Source organism: Streptomyces noursei (assembly GCF_016917755.1).
GTDB lineage: Bacteria > Actinomycetota > Actinomycetes > Streptomycetales > Streptomycetaceae > Streptomyces > Streptomyces yunnanensis.
On the sequence record NZ_CP070326.1, the window covers coordinates 1,970,191 to 1,992,424 of the forward strand.

The following is a 22,234-nucleotide window of genomic DNA, read 5'->3' on the forward strand; positions in this document are numbered from 1 at the left end:
GCCGCCATCGCGAATATGCATACAGCGCCCATGGCCGCGCTACGTGATCCCCGACGCATCCGACGCTCCTTCCAGCTCTTGATAACTCGCTCTTGATAACTCGCCATGTACACCCAGCACCATCGGACGCATGGGCTCCAACAGCGTTGTTGCTGGTGCTACTTGCCTTGGCAGCGTCGAGCCGAGCGACGGCAAGCGCTCCACGATCTACCACCTCGCCGGCTCCTGCATTCCGGCCCCTGGTGATCCCGAGGAAACGCCCTAACCCCACGCCCGCCCTCACATGGCAGGCGGGCGCCCCTGCCCCCCGCTCTGGGAAGTGGTACTCCCATGACCGACGCCACCCGGCGCACCATCCGCACCGTCGTGCAGACCACCGTCGCGCTCGCCGTGCCGCTGCCCGCGACCGTCGACGCCTCCGGCATCTCCGCATCCCCGCCATGGGTCGCCGGCTCCCTCGCCGTCGCCGGCGGCCTCGCCCACGTGATGGTGCTGCCCGGCATGCAGGCACTGCTCCCCGGCTGGCCGCGCGCCGAGCCGCCTCGCCTGATCCGCGGCGTCCCGGGCCGGCTCGGGGTGCGGCACCGCTCCGGCCCGGGTGGGACCGTAAGCGCCCCAACGCCGCCCTTCCGCGCGATTTAGACTGGTCGGAGCCGTACCGTTTCTGCACCGCGCCGCACCAGCTCAGAAGTCTTCTCATGCCGCATTCGCCGCCGTTCTCCGAACCCGCCGACCCGCACGAAGGTGCCGGGGGCGAGGGCTCGGCGGCGGTGCTCGCCGAGCGGACCGCGCAGAGCCTGCGGCATCTGGCCGGCGGTCCGCTGACCCGGCTGCCGCAGCTGCTGGAGGCGATGGTCGCCATCGGCTCCGACCTCGACGTGCACCGGGTGCTGCACCGGATCGCCGAGACCGCCGCCTCGCTGACCGGCGCCCGCTATGCGGCCGTGGAGGTGCTGGACGAGGACGGCGACGGGCTGCGCGACCTGATCACCCACGGCACCCGGCCCGAGGGCCGGCCGACCGCCCCGTTCGCCCTCCGGGTGCCGATCAAGGTGCGGGGCGAGCTGTTCGGGAGCCTCTTCCTGGCCGGGCAGCCGGACGGCGCGACGGCCGGGCAGGGTGCGGCGCCCGGTGCGGAGTCGGGGCGGTTCAGCGAGGTGGATCTGCATCTGGTGCGGGTGCTGGCCACCGAGGCCGGGATCGCGATGGGCAACGCCCGGATGCACGCCGCGGCCCGGCAGCGCCGGCGCTGGATCGACGGAGCGGCGTCGGTGACCACGGCGCTGCTGGCCGGCCCGGAGACCGGCTCGACCACGGAGCATGCGCTGACGGTGGTGGCCGAGAAGGGCCGGGAGCTGGCCGAGGCGGCGACCGGGGCGGTGCTGCTGCCGCAGTCCGACGGCGCCATGGAAGTGGTGGCGATCTCCACGGTCCTGCCCGAGTCGGTGCGGGCGGAGACGTACGGGGGCACGATCCCGCCGGAGAGCCCGGTCCTGCACCAGATCCTCGCCGGGCTGGCGGTCTTCTCCGACGACTTCGCCGGGGACCCGCGCTCGATCTCCCCGCTGTCGCGCCACTACGGGCCGACGATGCTGCTGCCGTTGCACAGCGGCGGCCGGGTGTTGGGCGCGCTGGCCCTCTGCCGGGCCAGCGGCGACACCCGCTTCACGCAGGTGGAGCGGACCCTGGGCACCCAGTTCGCGTCCCAGGCGGCGCTGGCGCTCGTGCTGGCCGACCGCCACCGCGACCGGGAGCGGCTCGCGGTCTACGAGGACCGGGACCGGATCGCCCGCGATCTGCACGACCTGGTGATCCAGCGGCTGTTCGCCACCGGGATGCTGCTGGAGAGCGCCCAGCGCACGGCCGTCCTCCCGGAGGTCAAGGGGGACGTGGGACGGGCGGTGGACGAGTTGGACGCGACGATCCAGGAGATCCGCACCGCGATCATCGCGCTCCAGCAGGGGCCGCCGGAGGCGCCGGCCGGGCCGCGCACCCGGATCCTGCGGGAGGCCGGCGCGGCCACCGCGGTGCTGGGCACCCGGCCGTCGGTGCACTTCGTCGGGCCGGTGGACGCGCGGGTCGGCGCGGAGTGCGCCCGGGCGCTGGTCGCCGCGGTCGGGCGGGCGTTGGCGGAGGTGGCCCGGACGGCGGCCTCGGCCCAGGTCGTGGTGGACGCCACGGTCACGCTGGCCGACGGCAGGGAGGGCGTGCGGCTGACGGTGACCGGCGAGGGGGAGGGCGAGGACGACGGCCCGGCCGCGCCGGTGGTCTGGGAGGGTCCCTTGCAGCCGTAGGCCGTCTCACCCGGCGCGGCGGACGAACGGCAGGTCGCGCGGGGCCAGTCGGGTCCGTGGTCCGGCGGCCCGCAGGACGGTGTCCAGCGCCGCCTCCGGGTCGGCGGCGTAACACCCGCTCGCCCAGGCCGCGTTGGCCTCGACGACCGCCCAACGGCCGTCGGTGCGGCCGACGTCGACGACGATCGCGGAGGGCAGCGTCGAGCCGTGACGGGCGAGGAGTTCGGCGCCGAAGGCCGCCGCGTCGGGGGCGAGCGGCCCGGGGGCGAGGCGGCCGTCCTCGGCGTAGCGGCTGCCGGTGCGGACCTCGCCGTCCAGGGCGTACGGCCGGTGCTCGACGCTGAAGGCGACGATGTCGGAGACCAGGACGACGGTGCCGGGATCGACCGCGTCGGGGCCGGGCAGCCGCGAGCCGTCGGCGTAGACCATGGCCCGGATGCCCTTGTCGTTGGGGGACTTGACGAAGGCCGGACGGCGCAGGGCGTGGGCGTCGCGGATCGGCAGGGCGCGGATGTCCCGCTGGACGAGGTCGCGGGGCAGGTCGGCGAGCCAGTGCGGGGGCGCTTCGAGCGGGGCGATGCCGAGCGGGACGGCGACCGCGTCGGCAAAGGTCGGACCGGCGTGCAGGTGGTCGGCGTGCAGGTGGTCGGTACGCAGGTCGTCGGGCGGGGTGGCGGAGGGCAGTTGGACGGTGTGCAGGCCGCGTCGGCGGGCGGTGTCGCGGAGCCGGGCGGCGGAGGCGGTCAGACGCGGCGGTAGCAGCAGCGTCGCCGTGGCGGCCGTGCGGGCGTTCCCTGTGCCGGGCGCTCCCCCGTCTCGTATGGCGGCCATCGTAGCGGCGGCCTGGTGGGGGAACAGGGCGCGGTGCGGGTAGCCCCGCGGGGTGACGGTGCGGGAATCCCTTGACCTCAAGATTGGTTTAGGTTCTAGGTTCTTTCATGTCGCCGGTCACGCACGGCGATCCCGTGACGACCCGGCAATCAGGAGGCCGCGATGGACATGGAAGTCACCGCCTGGCATTCGCTGCACAGCACGATGACCGCCCAACAGGGCAAGCACCGCCTCTCCCGGGGCACGCTGCGCCGGATCGCGGCCTTCGCCCGCCCGCACCGCCGGATGCTGGTGTGGTTCCTGGTGCTGAGCACCGTCACCGCGCTGCTCGCGGTGGCCACCCCGCTGCTCGCCGGGCGGGTGGTGGACGCGATCGTCGGCCGCACCTCGCCCGGACTGGTCCTGGGGCTGTCCGGGCTGATCGCGGCGATCGCCGTCGCCGAGGCGGGGCTGGGGCTGCTGACCCGCCGGCTGTCGGCGGGCATCGGCGAGGGGCTCATCCTCGACCTGCGCACCACCGTCTACGACCACGTGCAGCGGATGCCGATCGCCTTCTTCACCCGCACCCGCACCGGAGCGCTGGTCAGCCGGCTCAACAACGATGTGATCGGCGCCCAGCGGGCGTTCAGCGACACCCTGTCCGGAGTGGTCAGCAACATCGTCACCCTGCTGCTCACGCTCGGCGTGATGCTCAGCCTCTCCTGGCAGATCACGCTGATCGCCCTGGTGCTGCTGCCGGTGTTCGTGCTGCCCGCCCGGCTGGTCGGCCGACGGCTGGCGGCGCTGCGCCGGGAGGGCGCCGACCACAACGCCGCGATGGGCACCCAGATGACCGAGCGGTTCTCGGCGCCCGGCGCCACCCTCGTGAAGCTGATGGGCCGCCCGGCGCGGGAGTCCGCGGAGTTCGCCGCCCGGGCCCGCAGGGTGCGCGACATCGGTGTCCGCTCGGCGATGGTGCAGACGTACTTCGTCACCGCGCTCACCCTGGTCTCCGCGCTGGCGCTGGCCGTGGTCTACGGGCTGGGCGGGTTCCTGGCGCTGCGCGGGCAGCTGGAGCCGGGCGCGATCGTCTCGCTGGCCCTGCTGCTCACCCGGCTCTACGCCCCGCTGACCGCGCTGTCCGGCGCCCACATCGAGGTGATGAGCGCGCTGGTCAGCTTCGAGCGGGTCTTCGAGGTGCTGGACCTCAAGCCGCTGATCACCGAGCGGCCGGACGCCCGGCCGGTGCCGGCGGGCCCGGTGTCGGTGGAGTTCGACGCGGTGCGCTTCGGCTACCCGTCCGCCGACAAGGTGTCGCTGGCCTCCCTGGAGGAGGTCGCCACCCTCGACACCCGGGGCGGCGAGGAGGTCCTGCACGACGTCTCCTTCCGCGCCGAGCCGGGCCAGATGGTGGCCCTGGTCGGCTCCTCCGGCGCCGGCAAGTCGACCATCGCCCAGCTGCTGCCGCGGCTGTACGACGCGGACTCCGGCGCGGTGCGGCTGGGCGGGGTGGACGTCCGGGACCTGACCGCCTCCTCGCTGCGCGACGCCCTGGGCATGGTCACCCAGGACGGCCACCTCTTCCACGAGTCCATCCGGGAGAACCTGCTGCTGGCCAACCCCGAGGCGGCCGAGGAGGAGCTGTGGGACGCGCTGCGCCGGGCCCGCCTGGACGCGTTGATCGCCTCGCTGCCCGACGGCCTGGACACCGTCGTCGGCGAGCGCGGCTACCGGCTCTCCGGCGGTGAGCGGCAGCGGCTGACCATCGCCCGGCTGCTGCTGGCCCACCCCCGGGTGGTGATCCTGGACGAGGCCACCGCCCACCTGGACAACACCTCAGAGGCGGCCGTCCAGGAGGCGCTCACCGAGGCGCTGGACGGGCGGACCGCGCTGGTGATCGCCCACCGGCTGTCGACCGTGCGGGCCGCCGACCTGATCCTGGTCGTCGAAGGCGGGCGGATCGTCGAGCGGGGAACGCACGAGACGCTGCTGGCGGCCGACGGCCGGTACGCCGAGCTGTACCGGACCCAGTTCGCCGGCGGACCGTCCGGAGCGGCGGGCAGCCCGGCCCCGGCGGACGTGACGGACGCGGTGGACGCGGTGGACGCCGGCGCCGCGCCGGGCGACACCCCGGAGCTGTCCGCCGCACCCTCACTGGTGAACTGACGACGCCCGCCACCCGGCCGGCGACGGGCCCCCGTCCCCTTGGGCGGGGGCCCCGGCGTGCGCCTCACGGGAGCGGCGGTCCGGGTGCACGAGAAGTGGCGGGAGCCCGGGAGGGCTGACAACCCTTGAGCGTGGCAAGAGATATCGACGGGACACAGCGGCACACGCTGGGGCAGGCACGGCGACAGGGAGCCCGTATGGACATACCGCTCGGCCACCGGACGCGAGGGGCCGGCTCCCTCTGGACGCGCGGTCCGGCCGCCGCGCTCGCCGGCGCGCTGCCCGCCCTCGCCTTCCCGGAGCCCTCGTGGTGGTGGCTGGCGTATGTCGCGCTGGTGCCGTGGCTGCTGTTGCTGCGCGCGGCACGGACCGCTCGACGGGCGGCGCTGTACGGCTGGCTGGGCGGTGCCGGGTTCATGCTGGCGGTGCACCACTGGCTGCTGCCGAGCCTGCACGTCTTCATCCTGGTGCTGGCGCTGCTGCTCGGTGCGCTGTGGGCGCCCTGGGGGATGCTGGTGCGGGCGCTGCTGGGCAGGGCGCCGGGTCCGGGGCGGGCCGCCGCCGCACTGGTACTGGTGCCGTCCGGCTGGCTGATGGTCGAACTGGTCCGGTCCTGGGAGTACTTGGGCGGGCCCTGGGGACTGCTGGGCGCCAGCCAGTGGCAGGTGCCGCCCGCGCTGCGCATGGCCTCGCTCGGCGGGGTGTGGCTGGTGAGCCTGCTGATCGTGGCGGTGAACACCGCGCTGGCGGGGCTGCTCGCCGTCCCGGCCGCCCGGCGGCCCGCCGTCGCCGGTCTGCTGGTGTGCGCGCTGGCCGGCACCGCGGTCTGGCTGTGGGCGCCGCTCCCCCGGCCCGCCGGGACGGTGCGGATCGCGGTCGTCCAGCCCGGCCCCGACGGCACGCCCACCCAGCGGCTGGCCCGCAGCGAGGCGCTCACCGGAGCGCTGGCGGGCCGCGGGGTGCGCCTGGTCGTCTGGGGCGAGAGCAGCCTCTACCAGGACCCGGCGGACCACCCGGCGCTCGCCGCCCGGCTGGCCGCGCTGTCCCGGCGCACCGGCGCCGACCTGCTGGTGAACGCCGACGCGCCGGACTCCGGCAGGACCGGCATCTCCAAGAGCGCGGTGCTCATCGGCCCGCAGGGCCTGACCGGGGACCGGTACGCCAAGATGCGGTTGGTGCCGTTCGGCGAGTACATACCGGCCCGGTCCGTGCTGGGCTGGGCGACGAAGGTGGGCAAGGCCGCCACCAGCGACCGGCGGCGCGGCACCCACCAGGTGGTGATGCCGGTGCCCGCCGCGGCCGGACTGCGGGTCGGGCCGCTGGTGTGCTTCGAGACGGCCTTCCCGGACATGAGCCGCCATCTGGCCGCGGACGGGGCGCAGGTGCTGGTCGCGCAGTCCTCGACGGCGACGTTCCAGGACAGCTGGGCGCCGGCCCAGCACGCCTCGCTGGGGGCGCTGCGCGCCGCGGAGACCTGGCGCCCGATGGTGCACGCCACGCTCACCGGGGTCAGCGCGGTGTACGGCCCGCGGGGCGAGCGGATCGGCGAGCAGCTGGGCACCGACCGCAGCGCGGCGGCCGTCTACGACCTGCCGCTGGCCCGCGGCACCAGCCCGTACACCCGGTGGGGCGACTGGGCGCTGTACGGGGCGGTCGCCGCACTGCTCGCCCACGGTCTGGTCGCGGTCGTGCGGGCCAGTGGAAGGCGGCGCGGCACCGGTCGTTCCGGGGGCGTCGGTGCTAGCCCCGGGCGGCGGCCTGTGCGAGGGCGTCGGTGATCACGCGTTCGCACAGTTCGTGCGTGCGCAGCGCGTCCCGGGCCGACGACACGCGCCCGGCCCGGACATCGTCCAGGAAGGCCAGCACGATCTGCTCGATGCCCCGCTGACGGGCCACCGGTTCCCAGTCGCCGCGGCGCCGGACGCTCGGCCGCCCCTGGTGGTCGACGACCTCGGCGAGGTTGACGACCTGGCGCCGGGCGTCCTGGCCGGACACGTCCAGCACCTCCTCGGCGGAGCCGCTGCGGCGGTTCATGGTGCCGAGGGCGGTGAACCCGTCGCCGGACAGCTGGAGCACCACCTGGTCCATCAGCCCGTCCCGGATCCGGGCCCGGACGTCGATGTGCTCGATCTCCCCGGGCGCGAGGAAGCGCAGCGTGTCGACGACGTGGATGAAGTCGTCGAGGACCAGCGTGCGGGGGTCCTCGGGCATCCCGGTGCGGTTCTTCTGGAGCAGGATCAGCTCGCGGGGGTGCTCCCGGCACTCGGCGTATCCGGGGGCGAAGCGGCGGTTGAAGCCGACGGCCAGGCCCACCCCGCGCTGTTCGGCGAGGTCGACGATCCGCCGGGTGTCAGCGAGCTCGTAGGCGATCGGCTTGTCCACGTAGGTCGGCACCCCGGCCTCGATCAACCGGGTCACGAGCTCCGGGTGGGCGATCGTCGCGGCGTGCACGAAGACGGCGTCCGGGCCGGCGGCGAGCAGCGCGTCCAGGTCGGAGTGGAGCTGCCGCCCGGTCAGCCGGTAGGCGTCGCCGGCCTGTTGCAGGGCCGCCGGATTGCGGGTCTGGAGGTGCAGCTCGATGCCGGGCAGCGTGCCGAGTACGGGGAGGTACGCCTTCCGTGCGATGTCTCCGAGTCCGATGCAGCCGACCTTCACGCGATGTCTCCCTTGGTTCCGCGGTCCCGGTGCCCGGGCCCTGGGGATCTTCGGGCACCCGGTCCCCGCAGCTTACGGGGCGCCCGGCGGCCGCCAGTCGGCGATCCCGTCCAGGCCGCGCAGCGCGAGGTCGGGCGCCAGGCTGGCGGTGGCCGCGACCAGGGCGCCGCGCAGGGCGCAGGCGGGCCGGGAGCGCCAGGTGGAGAGCCGGCCGATGCGTCCGGACCGGCGGACCACGGCCATGGTGCGGGGCAGCCGCTGCCGGGTGTACGCGGCGAGCGCGGCGGCCAGCGGCGCGTCCGGGCCGGCCTCGTAGGCGAGGACGACGGCGTCCTCGACGGCCTGGCAGCCGCCCTGGCCGAGGTTGGGCGTCATCGGGTGCACCGCGTCGCCGAGCAGCGCGACCCGACCGCGGTGGAAGGCGGGCGGTGGGGCCGCCGCGGCGTACACGTCGTTGCGGAGCACGGCGGCCGGGTCGGCGGCGGCCAACAGCTGCGGGACGGGCCGGTGCCAGTGCCCGAAGCGGCGCTGCAGTTCGGCCCGCCGGTCGCCGCCGGCCCGGTCGCCGTCGGGCGGGACGGCCGCGGTGGCGTACGCGTAGATCCGCCCGTCGTGCAGCGGCAGGGTGCCCCACAGGCCGCCGGGTCCCCAGGTCTCGTGTGCGGTGCCGGGGTCGGCGAGCCCGGCGGCGTCGGCGGCGGACACCACGAAGCGCCAGGCGGTGAAACCGGCGTAGCGGGGCGCGGGGTGGGCGGGGAAGAGCGCCCGGCGGGTGGCGGAGCGGATGCCGTCGGCGGCGACGACGAGGTCGGCGGTCAGGTCCTGCGGGGCGCCGTCCGGGCCGGTGGTCCGCACCCGGGCGGGCTGGTCCTCGCGCAGCGGATCGCCGGGGTCCACGAGGGCGGCCGGGGCGCCGGTGCGGACCGCGTCGCCGGGCAGCCGGCCGGCGAGCAGGGCGATCACGTCGGCGCGGTGGGCGAGCACGACCGGGCCGCCGTACCGCCGCACGGCCGCGGCGTTGTCCGTGCGGGCCAGCAGTCGTCCGTCGGGGCGGCGGATCTCGCCGGCCAGCTGCCAGGAGGCCATGGCGCGGACCGCGTCGCCCACGTCCAGGGTGTCCAGTGCGCGCTGGGCGTTGGGGGCCAGTCCGATGCCGGCGCCCACCGGTTCCAGGGCGGCGGCCCGTTCCAGGACGGTCACCCGCCAGCCCCGTCGGTCCAGGGCCACCGCGGCTGTGAGCCCGCCGATCCCGCCGCCGATCACGAGCGCGGTGCGCTGCGGCATGGCGCCGCCTCCCTCCCTCTGCCGGTGACGACGCGTGCGGCGCAGGGCCGTGCGTCCCCCCGGTGCGACTACACCTGTAGTTCCGAATGCCTCAGAGACTACACCTGTAGTTGAACGACCGGGCAGCGCACCACGGCCGCGGCCCGGCGCCGCGGTCCGGCATCGCACTACGGCCGTAGTCAGCCATGGCTCGTCCCGCTAGGCTCACCTGCATGAACGCCCGCACGGCCGCCGCTTCCCCGCCCCCGATCCCCCGGCACCGGCTGATCGCCGACACCGCCCTGGACCTGCTCGCGGAGCGCGGGATGCGGGGGCTGACGCACCGCGCCGTCGACGAGGCGGCCGGGCTGCCGCAGGGTTCCACCTCGAACCTCGCGCGGACCCGGGCGGCGCTGCTGGCGGCGGCGGTGACGCGGCTGGCCGAACGCGAGGCGGCGGTGCTGGCACCACGGGAGATGCCGGGCGTCGTGGACCCGGAAGCCGCCGGCCCGGCGGCGCTCGCGGAGGCGCTCGCGCTCGCCCTGCACCGCTATCTGTCGCACCACCGCGGGCTGCTGATCGCCCGTTACGAGCTGGCCCTGGAGGCCACCCGCCGGCCGGAGCTGCGGGAGGTGTACGACCGGGCCGGCCGGGCCTTCCGGGAGCCGGTCCAGGCGCTGCTGGCGGCGGCCGGCTCCCCCGCGCCGGAGCGGCAGGCGCTGGCCCTGGTGGCCTGGTGCGACGGGGTGCTGTTCTCCTGCGTCGCGGGGCAGTTCCACGCCGCGGTGCCCACCCGGGACGCGCTGCGCACCTCGTGCGCGGAACTCCTCGGCGGAATGCTGCGCGGCTGAGGTCCCCGTTCCGGGCCGGACCTGCTATCGGGACGGCCCGGTCGCGCCCTCGATGCGCAGCTCCAGCCGCTGGATCGCCTCCGTGAGGCGGCGGCGGTACTCGCCATCGGCCAGGGCGCGGACCGAGGCGCGGGCGCGCCGGAGCTGGGCGCGGGCATCGGCCGGGCGGTCGAGTCCGGCGTAGTCGGCGGCGAGGTTGAGGTGGAGCGCAGGGAAGAACGCCCGCAGCGCGGCGAGGGGCTGGCGGGGGCCCGGGCCGCCCGCTTCGCCCGCTGCCCCGGTCCGCACCGGCCGCTCGGTGACGAAGCCCTCCGCCTCCTCCAGGGCGCGCAGGTCCCAGTCCAGTGCGTCCCGGGGGTCGTCCTGGGTGTCGGCCATGTAGTGCGCGAGGGCGCAGCGATGGAAGGCGTCGCCGCGCGGCCCGATCTCGTGCCACAGCGCGGCGAGGCGGTTGCGGGCCTCCTCGCGGTCGCCGGCGCGGTGCAGCATGATCGCCTGGCCGATCCGGGTCAGTACCCCGTCGTCGTGCTCCGCCTCACGGCGCTGCTCCACCACCGCGCACTCCCCGTCCTCGCTCGCCGCCACCACTGGCTCCCCCCGACGCTAACCGCCGGGGGGAAGGTCCGCGCGGTGTGCGCGACGCGAGGGTTGGCCGGTCAGCCCAGGTCGGGGATCCGCCAGTCGATCGCGGTGTGCCCCTGGGCGGCGATCGCCTCGTTGATCTGGGTGAAGGGGCGGGAGCCGAAGAACTTCTTCGCGGACAGCGGGGAGGGGTGCGCGCCCTGGACCACCGCGTGCCGCTCCTCGTCGATCAGCGGCAGCTTCTTCTTGGCGTAGTTGCCCCACAGGACGAAGACGGCCGGATCCGGGCGGTTCGCGACGGCGCGGATCACCGCGTCGGTGACCTTCTCCCAGCCCTTGCCCTTGTGCGAGTTGGCCTCGCCCTCGCGGACCGTGAGGACGGCGTTCAGCAGCAGGACGCCCTGCTGGGCCCAGGGCATCAGATAGCCGTTGTCCGGAACCGGGTGGCCGAGCTCCTCCTTCATCTCCTTGTAGATGTTCCGCAGCGACGGCGGCGTCTTGACGCCCGGCTGCACGGAGAAGCACAGGCCGTGGCCCTGGCCGGCGCCGTGGTACGGGTCCTGGCCGAGGATGAGTACCTTGACCTGGTCGAAGGGCGTGGCCTCCAGCGCCGCGAAGACCTGCTCGCGCGGCGGATAGACCGGTCCGCCCGCCCGCTCCTGCTCGACGAAGTCGATCAGCTCCTTGAAGTAGGGCTTCTCCAACTCCTCGCCCAGGACCCCGCGCCAGGACTCGGGCAGCATGTCGGTGACCACGTCAACAACCTCCGGTGTGCGTTCCGTTCTCATCGAGAGAACCTACCGGCGACCACTGACAGTGCCCGCCACGGGCCGCACGGCAGGATCCCCCGGCCCCTCACGCGGTGTCCAGCCGGGCCCGCTGGTACGGGTCCAGGACGAGGTCCAGTGCGGCCAGGCACTCGTCGAGCTGGGCCACGGAACTGACCCCGAGCACCGGCACCACCGGCACCGCGCCACCCATCAGCCACGCCAGCACCACCTGGTTCGCGGTGGCCCCGCACTCCGCCGCCACCTCCGCCAGCACCCGCGTGCGGATCACCGTCCCGGGGTGGTCGTAGCGGTCCGGGAGCGGCCGGTCCTCGCGGGTGTAGGCGCCCTCCACCAGGGGCGAGTAGCCGAGCAGGGTCAGCTCGGGGTGCGCCGCCGCGTAGTCGAGGAGTTCCTCGTCGGTCTCCCGCTGGAGGCCGGTCGGCGACTCGGGGCGCGGCCGCAGATAGGTGTGCCGCTGCTGTACGGCGCGGAAGCCGGGCAGTCCGCGGGCGGCGGCGTGCTGCCGGGCCTCGGCCAGCCGCCAGGTCGCGTGGTTGCTGGCCCCCAGGGTGCCGACCCGGCCGTCCCGGACGAACCCGGCCAGCGTCTCGACGGTCTCCGCGAGCGGGACGGTGCGGTCCTCGATGTGCGCGTAGTAGAGGTCCACCCGGTCGGTGCCCAGGCGGCGCAGGCTGCCGTCGAGGGCGGTGCGGAGCGCGCCGGCGCCCAGACCCTCGGCGTTGGCGGGCCAGCGGGGCCCGCGGGCCGGGTCGGGCCGAGCGCCGGCCTTGGTGGCCAGCACCGTGCGGTCCGCCGCGCGGCGGCTGCGCAGCCAGCGCCCGAGCACCCGCTCGCTCTCGTCACCGGTCGCGCCGGGCACCCAGCAGGCGTAGTTGTTCGCGGTGTCGACGAAGGTGCCGCCGGCCTCGGCGAAGCGGTCCAGGAGGGCGAACGCGGTCCGCTCGTCGACGGTGGTGCCGAACGGCATGGCTCCCAGGCACAGGGCGCTGATCCGCGGTCCGTCGCCGCCGCCGAGCGTGCGGTGGTGCATGGCATCTCTCCCTGACAGGTCCCTCGACACACGTGGTGCCGGCCCCTCGCCGGGACCGGCACCACGGACTCTGCCTCTTGGAGCGCACACGAAGGCAAGCCCGGTGGGGGGCCGCCCGCTCCGGCGGCCCCCGGGCGTCACACCCCGGCGTTCAGGAACAGCCCGCCGTCCACGACGAGCGTCTGCCCGGTGACCCAGCCGGCCGCGTCGGACAACAGGAAGGCCGCGGCCCCGCCGATGTCCTCCGGGACGCCCAGCCGCCCCATCGGGTAGCCGGCCGCCGCCTCCTCCTCGCGGTTCTCGTAGAGCGCCGCGGCGAACTTGGTCTTGATCACCGCGGGGGCGATGGAGTTGACCCGCACCACCGGCGCGAACTCGTGGGCCAGCTGGAGGGTGAGGTTCACCATCGCCGCCTTGCTGATCCCGTAGGCGCCGATGAACGGCGAGGGCGCGACCCCGGCGATCGAGGCGATGTTGACGATCGCGCCGCCGTTCTCCTTCTGCCAGGCGTGCCAGGTGCGTTGGGCGAAGCCCAGCGCCGAGACGACGTTGGTCTCGAAGACCTTGCGCGCCACGTTGAGGTCGAGGTCGGCGATCGGGCCGAACACCGGGTTCGTCCCGGCGTTGTTGACCAGGTAGTCAACCCGGCCGAAGGTCTCCATGGCCCGCTCGACGGCGATTGCCTGGTGCGCCTCGTCGTGCGCCTTGCCGGCGACGGGCAGCACCCGGTCGGCGCCGAGCTTCTCGGCGGCCTCCTTGAGGGACTCCTCGTTGCGTCCGGTGATGACGACCCGGTCGCCGCGGGCGACCAGGGCCTCGGCGATGCCGTACCCGATGCCGCGACTGCCCCCGGTGATCAGGGCCACCTTGCCGGAGGGCTCGGGGAACCCGCTGTCCTGCACTGTCATATCGCGTTCTCCTGCTCGTGGGCTCCTGCGGTCGGTCCGGCGGTCAGCACAGCGGGCCGCCGGCGACGTACAGGACCTGGCCGGAGACGAACCCGGCCGCGTCGCCGGTGAAGAAGGCGATGGCGTTGGCGATGTCGTCGGGGTTGCCGACCCGCTGCACCGGGATCTGGGTGGCCGCCGCGGTCTTGAAGTCGTCGAAGTCCATCCCGACGCGCGCGGCGGTGGCGGCGGTCATGTCGGTGGCGATGAAGCCGGGGGCGACGGCGTTCGCGGTGACGCCGAACTTGCCGAGTTCGATGGCGAGGGTCTTGGTGAAGCCCTGGAGACCGGCCTTGGCCGCCGAGTAGTTGACCTGGCCGCGGTTGCCGAGCGCCGAGCTGGAGGAGAGGTTGACGATCCGCCCGAACTTGGCGTCCACCATGTGCTTCTGACAGGCCCGCGACATCAGGAACGCGCCGCGCAGGTGCACGTTCATGACGGTGTCCCAGTCGCTGTCGCTCATCTTGAACAGCAGGTTGTCGCGGAGCACGCCTGCGTTGTTGACGAGGACGGTCGGCGCGCCGAGCTCCGCCGCGACCCGCTCGACGGCGGCCGCCACCTGGTCGCTGGCGGAGACGTCGCAGCCGATCGCGACGGCCTTGCCGCCGGCCGCGGTGATCTTCCCGACGGTGTCCTTGCAGGCCGCCTCGTCGAGGTCGAGTACGGCGACGGCGCGGCCCTCGGCGGCCAGGCGGACGGCGGTGGCCGCGCCGATGCCGCGGGCCGCGCCCGTCACGATGGCGACACGCTGCTCGGTGGTGGACATGCGGGTTCTCCTCACCCTCGATCGTCGAAACCTCGAACACCAGCGGTCGCCGTCGATCCAGGTGAGCAACCGCTTAGTAGCCTCAGCAGGGCTGACGCTAGAAGCCCGGCCACCCCCTGTCAACGCCCCACCACCGCACACCCGCCCGCAGACGCCGAACGGGGCGGCCTCCCGAAGGAATCCCGCCCCGTCCACCGCACCCTCGGCGCACCGTCACCGCACCAGCAGCTCCAGCAGCCGCTCCGCCTCCGCCGTGGGATCGGCGGTCAGACCGGTGTGCACCGGACCCGGCTGGACGATCGTGCTGCGCGGCGCGATCAGCCAGCGGAAGCGCTGTCCCGGGTCCTCCCCGGCCGCCTGTCCGGCCCGCGCGCCGCCCTCGCAGATGCCCTCCACGGCACGCAGCGCGGCGCGTACGCCGGCCACGTCCACCGTGGGATCCAGCGCCAGCAGCCGGGCCTCGTCCAGGTGCGTACGGGCTTCGACGAACCGCTGCGCACGGCAGTACACCACCACCCCCGCGTTGATCATCTCCCCGCGCTCGACCCGGGGTACGACCTTCAGCAGCGCGTACTCGAAGACGTCGCGCCCGTTGTACATTCCGCTCACTTCACGGCCCTCCGCGGCAACTTGCCCGCCAGCCACTCCGGTGCCTGCGAGGGCCTGTCCTTCGTCGGCTCCCCGATGGTGATGTGCTCGCTGACGGTCCGGGCACGGTCCAGCAGCGTGCGCACATACGCCCCGCGCAGCTCGTCCGGCGAGTCGAAGCCGGGCTCGCCGTCCAGCCACTCGTCCGGCACGTCCGCGGCGATCTCGGTGAGCAGGTCCTCGGTGATCCGCGGCGCGAACTCCTCGGCCGCGGCCGCCACATCCGGCCCGAACGTGGCCAGCGCGTGGTCGGAGGCGTTGTAGGGCCGGGCCGAAGCCTTCTGTGCGGTCGGCCAGTTGTGGTGCCAGATCATCGCCGCGCCGTGGTCGATCAACCACAGCTCGCCGTGCCACACCAACAGGTTGGGATTGCGCCAGGACCGGTCCACGTTGTTGATCAGCGCGTCGAACCACACCACCCGGCCGGCCTCGCGCGCGCCCACCTCGAAGGCGAGCGGATCGAACCCCAACGAACCGGGGAGGTAGTCCATCCCCAGGTTCAGCCCCCCACTGGCCTTCAGCAGTGCCTGGACCTCCTGGTCCGGCTCGCTTAGCCCGATGACCGGATCCAGCTGCATCCGCACCAGCTCCGGCACCCGCAGCCCGAGCCGCCGCCCGAGCTCCCCGCAGATGACCTCCGCGACCAGCGTCTTACGACCCTGTCCCGCGCCGGTGAATTTCATGATGTAGGTCCCGAGATCGTCCCCCTCGACGAGCCCGGGAAGCGACCCACCCTCACGCAAGGGCGTGACATAGCGGGTCGCAATCACCTCTCTCAACGCTTTCTCAGGCCCCACGGGTCACTTTCCTTAGGTTCAACAACCAGGTCCAAGGAGGCGCCGACCTCGAAAGCGCCCCCGATCGGCCCTGGGGAGAATCTGGGGAGAATCGACTGGCGCACAGTTCGCCCCTCTCGCCCCGGTAGCCCGTCAATGGCGGTTCGACCTTCGCTTCCGGCCTCCGGCATGAAGTGAGCATAGTAACCGAGCGTGATCGCCGGCGATGAGTGCCCGAGCCACCGCGCGGCAGTCACCACGGCCTCCCCCACCTCCGGCAAGGGAGAGGCACAGGCGTGCCGCAGCACGTGGAACCCGTCCTTCGGCGCCGCCTGCCACTGCCACGACTTCGCCCCCTCGGCGCGGCCACCGCTGTGCGGCCGGCGCGAACCTGCCGGACATCGAATTGTCCATCGATGCGGTGTGGCAACGCCCGGTCCGTTTCTCCCAGTTCGAAGCATACGAGGCATACGAGGCATACGGAGAAGGGGGCGCGTATTCCGGCGACACCACAGCGGGCATGTGACCGGATTGCGCAACCAGGTGCCCACCCGGACGAGCGGTCCCGGTGAAAGCACCGGGCATGAATTTCCCATGGGGTTTCATGCATGAGCGCGTGGTGACCGCATGCGCCGTTCGGTGCTCCACTCGCGCTCGGCACTGCGCCTTGCACTCACCAGACGCCCTGGACGGGCACACACTGCGCGAATTAGCGTCTTGGAGAGAAGGAGGCTGAATGCTTCTCCGCCTCCTCGACGGAAAAGGAGCCGGGGACGATACCGGCCCCATCCTGTACAGCAAGCACACAGTGCGGACACACAGCCCGATCCCATCGTCAGACCGGAGGGCTTGCCAGTGTTGGTGCGGCGATGGCTGGACGCAGCCGGTATTTCCGATCCGGTTCTGCGGAACTGCTACACCACGTGTGTCCGGGAAGCCGCCGATCGGGACGGCGGACACCTCCGGTGGTGGGGGCTCAGGGCAGTACCCGCACCAGTACGTCCCCACGTGGGGGCGCTGGCCGCCATGGCGTTCACCGCCGACGACTACTCGGACACCGGCCCGGTCGCCCAAAGACGGTGCCGGTTCGACGCATACACGGACGCCGTGCTGTCCGCGATCGCCGCCGGCCACGCCACCGACCCGGTGCTGCATGCCACAGCCCACACAGTCCGCACCCTCGGGTTGCCGGTGTCACTGTGCGAGGAGGCGTTCGCCGCAATGCGGGAGGACATCGACTTCTCCGGGTTCACGACGTACGAGGAACTGCAGCGGTGGTCAGCAAAATCGACCGGCTCCCCGATGGTCGTCATGGCGTCGCTGATGACCGACCCTGACACCGCTCGCCGACTGGAACCGGCACTGCGCGAGTTCGGCGAACTGTTCCAATTCATGGACGTGCTCTGCGATCTCGGCAAGGATCTGCGGGACGGACGGCTGTATCTGCCGCTGGAGGATCTCGACCGGTTCGGGGTCCGTGCCGAGGACCTCCGAGCCGGCCGATGGACGGCCGCCGCGGCCGAACTCATCGCGTTCGAGACCGCACGCATCACACACCGACTCCCCACCCTGTCCACCGAACTGCAACGCCGCACGGGCGTCTCCTTCATCGGAGTCCTGGAGAAGCACTGCCACCTGCTCCTCCGTGAAGTACTGGCCGCCGGACCCGCGCTGCTGAACCGGTCAGCGCGACCGCGTTTCGCCGACGTGCTGGACATCTGGCTCCCGCACTGGCGCAACACGATTCCCGGTGACCACAAAGAGGGTCTGTCATGACAGTCGTCGTGTCCCATCCCCTGATTCCGCTCATCGAAGCCGAACTGCGCCGGTGGGTGGGACGGGGTGAGAATCCTCTGGAACTCACCTTCCTGGACGCGCTGTTCCCCTCCGGCAAGCTTCTACGTCCGACCCTGTGCGCGGAGTCGGCCAGGGCCTCGGCGGCGCCGCCGAGGCCGTGCTGCCGTTCGCGGCCGGCATCGAGTGCTTGCACGTCGCCAGCCTGATCCACGACGACATCGTCGACCAGGATCCGGTACGCCGTGGACGGGCGTCGATCGCCGAGCAGTTCGGCATCGCCGAAGCGTTGCTGGCAGGCGATGGGCTGTCGATGGCAGGTCATGCCGCGATGCTCAGCGGCGGTCCCGCGGACCGCGTGCTGGCGGCGACGCGCGTGGACCTGCTGCCGTACACGGTGCACGACCGGGCGGCTGGCAAGAGCGCGGTGAGCGATGTGGCCAACCGGCAGCCGACGCTGCCGGTCCTGCTTGCCTACGAGGCCGCCGGCGAGGCCGACCGGCAGCGGCTCATGACCATTTCCGCAGACGACGTCGACCCGGTCACGGCCCATCGCGACGTGCTCGACATGGTGAGCCACACCGGCGCGGTCACCGAAGCCGCCCGGCAGGCACGAACGTACATCGACGACGCACACGCCGAACTCGACGCGCTCCCCGCACCCGGGCCGCTCGCGGAGCTGGCCTCCTCCGTCGTCGCCCGCCACCCCTGAGGGAGCCGTGAAGTGTCCCAGTGTCCAGGCTACGGATCCTGTGCGGTGAGCTGACGCCGACCGGGGGTGCGGCCCGCCACACCGGCAGGCCCGGGTATCGCCGCAGGTACCTCGGACACCGAGGTGCTGAAATACCTGCGTGCGGTCAACACCGCCGCCACAACCCGCCATCTGAACGCCATCCACGTGTCGTGCAACCACGAACCCAACGCCGAGATCGACGCCGGGAAGGGGAGTCCGGCGCAGTTCGTAGCGGCCTGGCGCCACGTGTACCAACTGGCCGCCGACGCACGCCTGAACGCCCGGACCGGTGGCCGACTGCGCTGGGTATGAATCCTCAACGCCAACGGCTTCGATCATCCGAGCACCGCCCACAGCTTATGGCCGGGCTCCCCTACCGTGGACGTCGTCGGGGTCGACGGCTACGCGACCGGCAGTTGCTCGAAGAAGACGAGCGGCAACCACCTGGACCCGGCCAAGAACGCCACGAAGCCCGAGGCCGTCTTCGGCCCGGCGCTGGAGCGTCCGTACACGCCCCGGCCGCCCACCGGGTTCTGAGCACGAGGTCCGGGGCGCCGTTCTGATCTGCTTGGCGGTCCGATCGGCCAGTGGGGCAACGTCAGTTGAGGGGATGCGGCGCCAGGACGGTCAGCCAGAGCAGAACGATGGTGGCGGCGCCCATCAGCGGGGTGAGTATCTCGGTCTCCAGCTTGTTGCCGCTGCTCTTGATGAGGACTATTTCGTACCGGGTCTTGAGCGGCCACAGCCATGGTGCGCCGCGCTTGGTGAGGGAGTCGCCGATCAGATGCGCCAGGCAACCCAGACCGATGGCATACGGCAGCCAACCGGGCGCGGACGGGATGAACTTGTCGATGGCCGCAGTTCCCAGACCGGCCAGGGCCACGATGGTGCCCCACGCGTGGAAGCCGTGCCCGGGCGGACAGAGATTGAGCGCGCGCACGGCCATGGCCAGCAGGAAGAAGGTCATGACGAGGGTGAACGGCCGCCCCAGGTACGTGATTCCGGCCCAGCTGCCGACGGTCATCAGGGCGACGAAGAACAGGGAGTGCGTCGCATGCCGGTGTCCGCCGGAGATCCAACTGACGAACCGACAGAGCGTCTTGGAGACCGGGCCGAGGAAGTTGGCGATCGTCCCGTCGTGGTGATCCAGGTCGGGCAGCAGCGCGGCGCCCGCGCACAGCACTGTGCCGATGAGGATCTCCTGCGGCGCCAGATGCGTGTGCAGCACCAGCGGCGGCAGGTAGGGGGCGGTGCCCGCGAACAGCAGCGCGCCGCTCACGGCATGCGAATGACCCATCATGGTGAAGTTGTTCTCCCCCGATTCGGCGCCACGAGATCGGCGCACGGATATGTCTGGTGCAGTGCTATGCCTGGTGCAGTGTCATGTCTGGTGCAGTGCGGGGTGCGCACGGGTGTGTCCTGTGGCGCGCCCAGCAGTCAGAGATTGGTGAGCCGCTCACCCTTACGGTCCTCCAACGTGTGGTCCACACACACCGCCAGGACTATCAGCAGCAGGGCGTCCGGCTCGCTCATCACATCGACCGCGTAGGCGTCGCGGATGCTGAACCAGCGGCGCGAGATGCGCGCCAGGCACGTGCCGTCGTAGAGGATGTCGAATTCGCGGTCCCAGAAGCTGCCGACTATCCGCAGCCGCCTACCATCCGCCAGGCTGGCCTTGAAGCGGTCACCGAAGAACCCGAAGGCCCGCTTGCTGATGCGGCCCACCAGCTCGCCGTTCTGCTTGATCAGGATGGTGTGATGGAGAGTGAGGGTCTTCTTGACGATGCTGGCGACCTGGTTGCCCTGGGTGTCCACGAAGTCGAACGTGGTCCGCAGACGGAACAGTTTGCGATTGACCTTGAGCAGCTTCTCCCGATGCTCGGTCTCGACCCAGGCTTCTTCGTGGAACGCCAGCATGCGATCGCGTACCAGGTAGCGCATGGAAAACCCCGTCCAGACCGTAACGTTCCCGGGCGGCGCGGCACCGCCGTGACGGACGCCCGTAGGGAGAGGGGAACAACCCTCGCCGGGATCATACTTGCACCCTTGCGCAAGCCAAGAACATCGCCCTCGCGTGAACCGGCAGACCGGGGATCCTCGTGCGTCCGGCGTTCGTCGACCACTGCCACATCGCCGAAGAGGGCGAAGGCGTGTTCCGGGATGGCGTCCGCAGTGACTTCCGGGGCAGCGCCTCGGGGCCATCCCCCTGTTCGGCTTCGCGCCGCCGTGCGGCGGTACCGGATCGGACAGCGCGGGACGGCGCACGGGAAGCGGGTGATCCGGGCATCCCGCCGCGGCCGCCGAGCGCGACCAGACCGAAGGAGGCGAGGGTGCCGTCCGGACCGGAAGGACGTGGACTTCTTCACCGACCTGTCCGACCCCGACACGGGCCCCTTCGACCTGGGCGCCTTCCGCTGCGTGGACGACAACTCCCCCCCACGGTGAACCGCGTCCGGAACTGACCGAGTGGTTCATCGACCACGGCTGAGCCCGTAACTCCCAGCCGCGCCGCACAACCGGACATGCGTCAGACGGGAGCGCGGCACCCGCCGACGGCGGTGAGCACGACGACATGTGCGCTTAAACAGATATATCAAGAAAATACGGAACACATCGTCAAGGTCCCTTTTATACAGGCTGCTGGTACTACGCTGGCGGCCGTGACCCCTGGGCTTGGCCTCCGCCTCTCACGTGCTGCGGTCTTCGCGGCGGTGTGTGTGGTGGCGTCGGCTCTGGGGCACGCGCTGATGTCCGGTCAGACCGTGCCCGTACGGGTGGTGGCGTACGCGTTCGCCGCGACCGCGGTGGGCGCGTGGTGGCTCACCGGACGGGAGCGCGGTGCGCTCGTGGTCACCGGCTCCGCCGTGGTTGCGCAGTTCGTGCTGCACACGGCGTTCAGCCTGTCGCAGTCGCCGACGGCATCCGCGATGTCCGCACCCATGGCCGCGCACGACGGCATGGGTGGCATGGGCGGGATGGGCGGGGTGGGCGGGGTGTCCGGCTCCGTGGGTATGGCGGCCACCGGGCACCCCTGGTCCCTCGGCATGGGGCTCGCGCATGGCCTGGCCGCGCTGATCTGCGGGGTGTGGCTGTGGTGCGGTGAGGCGGCGGCGTTCCGCCTGGGCCGGTCGTTGGCCTCCTCCGTCTTCGCGCCGCTGCGGCGTGCTCGACGGTCATTCGCCTACGCCGGCCTGGCCTCCCCCGCACGTCCCGGGGCCGCTTGCGGTCCCGTTCTGCGGCTGTGCGCTTGGCCGCTGCGATACGCCGTCCTCCGCAGGGGTCCGCCGGTACTTCCCGTCTGCCGCTGACGCTCGTCCCCGCACGCGGGTCGATGAGCACGTTTCCGACGTGCGCGGATGTCCGCGTGCCGGCTCCATGCCAGCTGATAGCTGGGCAGCACCGGGACCACTGCCGGATCGAACCCTCGCTGCGGTTTCGATCGTCGAGTCTGGGATGGCGGCGGTAGCCGAAGGCCCAGAACCTTCAGGCCGGGAATGTTCGCCTGTTGCGCGCCATGGCGATCCCTTGGGGACTCGCATGGCGAAACCGTCTGTGGAGATCTTGGAAGGCGAATCGCCAGATGCCGAAATCGAGAAGAAGTATGCCGTCACCCACCTTCGCTCTGCGCCAGCTCAACCGTCATGGACTTCTCGCTCTGCGCTTGTCCCTCGGGACCGTCTACGTATGGTTCGGGGCCCTCAAGGCAGCCGACTGCACCCCCGTGGGCAAGCTCGTTCGCGACGCCGTGCCGTTCACCACCCCTGCCTGGTTCGTCTCCGCGGTGGGCATCCTGGAAATCGTCGTAGGTCTGTGGTTTCTGTCCGGACGTCGCCTCAAGTGGTTGCTGCCGCTGTTCGCCGCCCACATGTTCAGCACCTTCAGCGTTCTGGTCTTTCTCCCGGGGGCGGCCTTCCAGCACGCCAACCCTTGGGAGCTGACCATGACTGGCGAATTCGTCGTCAAGAACCTCGTCCTGCTCAGTGCCGGGCTCTTCCTGTGCAGTCACCGGGACCCGTCACGGGGACCCGAGCACGCGATGAGGGCAGCCATGCGCGCTCTCAGGGTGTGAACCACGAGCTGCTCCGCACGGCCGGAGTGCCGCAGGGGCAAGGCCGGCGGGTGGGGCAA

Annotated in this window: 22 protein-coding genes and 1 pseudogene; 11 read left to right on the forward strand and 12 right to left on the reverse strand. The window is 72.3% G+C overall.

The features are described from left to right. Positions 1-330: 330 nt before the first annotated feature. Together JNO44_RS08665 and JNO44_RS08670 are read left to right on the forward strand one after the other, a co-directional pair. Positions 331-543: pseudogene (locus JNO44_RS08665) on the forward strand (hypothetical protein); the annotation flags it as partial. 155 nt (positions 544-698) lie between these two features. After that, positions 699-2,294 carry a GAF domain-containing sensor histidine kinase gene (locus JNO44_RS08670; RefSeq protein WP_205362733.1) on the forward strand — a complete coding sequence of 532 codons (1,596 nt, stop codon included), beginning with the start codon at positions 699-701 and terminating at the stop codon, positions 2,292-2,294. Positions 2,295-2,300: 6 nt separating this feature from the next. On the opposite strand, the gene JNO44_RS08675 is transcribed toward JNO44_RS08670, so the two are convergent. Further along, positions 2,301-3,125, reverse strand: coding sequence for an ATP-grasp domain-containing protein (locus JNO44_RS08675; RefSeq protein ID WP_205362735.1), 825 nt, complete (start codon positions 3,123-3,125; stop codon positions 2,301-2,303). Between the two features lie 162 nt (positions 3,126-3,287). Between JNO44_RS08675 and JNO44_RS08680 the strand changes: the two genes are divergently transcribed. Then, the gene (locus JNO44_RS08680; RefSeq protein WP_205362737.1) at positions 3,288-5,270 is read left to right on the forward strand and encodes an ABC transporter ATP-binding protein; all 1,983 of its coding nucleotides are present in this window, start codon (positions 3,288-3,290) and stop codon (positions 5,268-5,270) included. Between the two features lie 197 nt (positions 5,271-5,467). Next, on the forward strand, positions 5,468-7,048 hold the full coding sequence (gene lnt / locus JNO44_RS08685; protein ID WP_205362739.1) for an apolipoprotein N-acyltransferase: 1,581 nt from the start codon (positions 5,468-5,470) through the stop codon (positions 7,046-7,048). On the opposite strand, the gene JNO44_RS08690 is transcribed toward lnt, so the two are convergent. Beyond that, a complete protein-coding gene (locus JNO44_RS08690; protein WP_073448227.1) occupies positions 7,011-7,925 on the reverse strand; it encodes a Gfo/Idh/MocA family protein in 915 nt (304 codons plus the stop codon). The genes lnt and JNO44_RS08690 overlap by 38 nt on opposite strands. A 72-nt stretch (positions 7,926-7,997) precedes the next feature. After that, positions 7,998-9,209 carry an FAD-dependent monooxygenase gene (locus tag JNO44_RS08695; RefSeq protein ID WP_205362741.1) on the reverse strand — a complete coding sequence of 404 codons (1,212 nt, stop codon included), beginning with the start codon at positions 9,207-9,209 and terminating at the stop codon, positions 7,998-8,000. A 212-nt stretch (positions 9,210-9,421) separates the two neighbouring features. Between JNO44_RS08695 and JNO44_RS08700 the strand changes: the two genes are divergently transcribed. Continuing rightward, entirely contained in the window at positions 9,422-10,039 is a 618-nt protein-coding gene (locus JNO44_RS08700) for a TetR/AcrR family transcriptional regulator (protein ID WP_205362743.1), read from the forward strand. 24 nt (positions 10,040-10,063) lie between these two features. Here the strand turns inward: JNO44_RS08700 and JNO44_RS08705 are convergent, their stop codons facing one another. The 7 genes from JNO44_RS08705 to JNO44_RS08735 all read right to left on the reverse strand — a co-directional run bounded on the left by JNO44_RS08705 (position 10,064) and on the right by JNO44_RS08735 (position 15,582). Then, positions 10,064-10,624, reverse strand: a complete 561-nt coding sequence (locus tag JNO44_RS08705; RefSeq protein WP_235092700.1) for a hypothetical protein — start codon at positions 10,622-10,624, stop codon at positions 10,064-10,066. 71 nt (positions 10,625-10,695) lie between these two features. Then, on the reverse strand, positions 10,696-11,409 hold the full coding sequence (locus tag JNO44_RS08710) for a uracil-DNA glycosylase (protein WP_205362744.1): 714 nt from the start codon (positions 11,407-11,409) through the stop codon (positions 10,696-10,698). Between the two features lie 67 nt (positions 11,410-11,476). Then, a complete protein-coding gene (locus JNO44_RS08715) occupies positions 11,477-12,442 on the reverse strand; it encodes an aldo/keto reductase (protein ID WP_205362746.1) in 966 nt (321 codons plus the stop codon). A 137-nt stretch (positions 12,443-12,579) separates the two neighbouring features. Further along, positions 12,580-13,350, reverse strand: a complete 771-nt coding sequence (locus tag JNO44_RS08720; RefSeq protein ID WP_205362748.1) for an SDR family oxidoreductase — start codon at positions 13,348-13,350, stop codon at positions 12,580-12,582. A 43-nt stretch (positions 13,351-13,393) separates the two neighbouring features. Further along, positions 13,394-14,155 carry a 3-oxoacyl-ACP reductase FabG gene (gene fabG / locus JNO44_RS08725; RefSeq protein ID WP_205362750.1) on the reverse strand — a complete coding sequence of 254 codons (762 nt, stop codon included), beginning with the start codon at positions 14,153-14,155 and terminating at the stop codon, positions 13,394-13,396. 213 nt (positions 14,156-14,368) lie between these two features. Beyond that, positions 14,369-14,764 carry a DUF3037 domain-containing protein gene (locus JNO44_RS08730; RefSeq protein WP_205362752.1) on the reverse strand — a complete coding sequence of 132 codons (396 nt, stop codon included), beginning with the start codon at positions 14,762-14,764 and terminating at the stop codon, positions 14,369-14,371. Then, positions 14,761-15,582: a HipA family kinase gene (locus tag JNO44_RS08735; protein WP_205369562.1), complete on the reverse strand. Its 822-nt coding sequence runs from the start codon at positions 15,580-15,582 to the stop codon at positions 14,761-14,763. Before JNO44_RS08735 ends, JNO44_RS08730 begins: the two co-directional genes overlap by 4 nt. 858 nt (positions 15,583-16,440) lie before the next feature. Here JNO44_RS08735 and JNO44_RS08740 point away from each other — a divergent pair. From JNO44_RS08740 to JNO44_RS08755, 4 genes are all read left to right on the forward strand, one after another. Beyond that, complete coding sequence (locus JNO44_RS08740; RefSeq protein WP_268826846.1) at positions 16,441-17,355, forward strand: phytoene/squalene synthase family protein; 915 nt, start codon at positions 16,441-16,443, stop codon at positions 17,353-17,355. A 136-nt stretch (positions 17,356-17,491) separates the two neighbouring features. Further along, positions 17,492-18,085, forward strand: a complete 594-nt coding sequence (locus JNO44_RS08745; protein WP_240167493.1) for a polyprenyl synthetase family protein — start codon at positions 17,492-17,494, stop codon at positions 18,083-18,085. Positions 18,086-18,208: 123 nt separating this feature from the next. Further along, positions 18,209-18,418: a hypothetical protein gene (locus JNO44_RS08750; protein ID WP_205362757.1), complete on the forward strand. Its 210-nt coding sequence runs from the start codon at positions 18,209-18,211 to the stop codon at positions 18,416-18,418. Positions 18,419-18,484: 66 nt separating this feature from the next. After that, positions 18,485-18,643, forward strand: coding sequence for a hypothetical protein (locus tag JNO44_RS08755; RefSeq protein ID WP_205362759.1), 159 nt, complete (start codon positions 18,485-18,487; stop codon positions 18,641-18,643). Positions 18,644-18,704: 61 nt separating this feature from the next. Here JNO44_RS08755 and JNO44_RS08760 read toward each other — a convergent pair whose 3' ends face one another. Both JNO44_RS08760 and JNO44_RS08765 read right to left on the reverse strand, forming a co-directional pair. After that, positions 18,705-19,406 carry a metal-dependent hydrolase gene (locus JNO44_RS08760; RefSeq protein WP_039638324.1) on the reverse strand — a complete coding sequence of 234 codons (702 nt, stop codon included), beginning with the start codon at positions 19,404-19,406 and terminating at the stop codon, positions 18,705-18,707. 137 nt (positions 19,407-19,543) lie between these two features. Next, positions 19,544-20,047, reverse strand: a complete 504-nt coding sequence (locus JNO44_RS08765; RefSeq protein WP_205362761.1) for an LURP-one-related/scramblase family protein — start codon at positions 20,045-20,047, stop codon at positions 19,544-19,546. A 719-nt stretch (positions 20,048-20,766) separates the two neighbouring features. Here JNO44_RS08765 and JNO44_RS08770 point away from each other — a divergent pair. Further along, positions 20,767-21,414 carry a hypothetical protein gene (locus tag JNO44_RS08770; RefSeq protein WP_205362763.1) on the forward strand — a complete coding sequence of 216 codons (648 nt, stop codon included), beginning with the start codon at positions 20,767-20,769 and terminating at the stop codon, positions 21,412-21,414. A gap of 353 nt (positions 21,415-21,767) precedes the next feature. Next, on the forward strand, positions 21,768-22,175 hold the full coding sequence (locus tag JNO44_RS08775; RefSeq protein ID WP_205362765.1) for a hypothetical protein: 408 nt from the start codon (positions 21,768-21,770) through the stop codon (positions 22,173-22,175). Positions 22,176-22,234 lie beyond the last annotated feature (59 nt).

Excerpts from the sequence above, each read along its gene's own strand:
- JNO44_RS08715 (WP_205362746.1), bottom strand. The coding sequence starts at position 12,442 with ATGCACCACCGCACGCTCGGCGGCGGCGACGGACCGCGGATCAGCGCC.
- fabG (WP_205362750.1), bottom strand. The coding sequence starts at position 14,155 with ATGTCCACCACCGAGCAGCGTGTCGCCATCGTGACGGGCGCGGCCCGC.
- JNO44_RS08680 (WP_205362737.1), top strand. The coding sequence starts at position 3,288 with ATGGACATGGAAGTCACCGCCTGGCATTCGCTGCACAGCACGATGACC.
- lnt (WP_205362739.1), top strand. The coding sequence starts at position 5,468 with ATGGACATACCGCTCGGCCACCGGACGCGAGGGGCCGGCTCCCTCTGG.
- JNO44_RS08765 (WP_205362761.1), bottom strand. The coding sequence starts at position 20,047 with ATGCGCTACCTGGTACGCGATCGCATGCTGGCGTTCCACGAAGAAGCC.
- JNO44_RS08720 (WP_205362748.1), bottom strand. The coding sequence starts at position 13,350 with ATGACAGTGCAGGACAGCGGGTTCCCCGAGCCCTCCGGCAAGGTGGCC.
- JNO44_RS08760 (WP_039638324.1), bottom strand. The coding sequence starts at position 19,406 with ATGATGGGTCATTCGCATGCCGTGAGCGGCGCGCTGCTGTTCGCGGGC.
- JNO44_RS08710 (WP_205362744.1), bottom strand. The coding sequence starts at position 11,409 with ATGAGAACGGAACGCACACCGGAGGTTGTTGACGTGGTCACCGACATG.
- JNO44_RS08700 (WP_205362743.1), top strand. The coding sequence starts at position 9,422 with ATGAACGCCCGCACGGCCGCCGCTTCCCCGCCCCCGATCCCCCGGCAC.
- JNO44_RS08695 (WP_205362741.1), bottom strand. The coding sequence starts at position 9,209 with ATGCCGCAGCGCACCGCGCTCGTGATCGGCGGCGGGATCGGCGGGCTC.
- JNO44_RS08675 (WP_205362735.1), bottom strand. The coding sequence starts at position 3,125 with ATGGCCGCCATACGAGACGGGGGAGCGCCCGGCACAGGGAACGCCCGC.
- JNO44_RS08670 (WP_205362733.1), top strand. The coding sequence starts at position 699 with ATGCCGCATTCGCCGCCGTTCTCCGAACCCGCCGACCCGCACGAAGGT.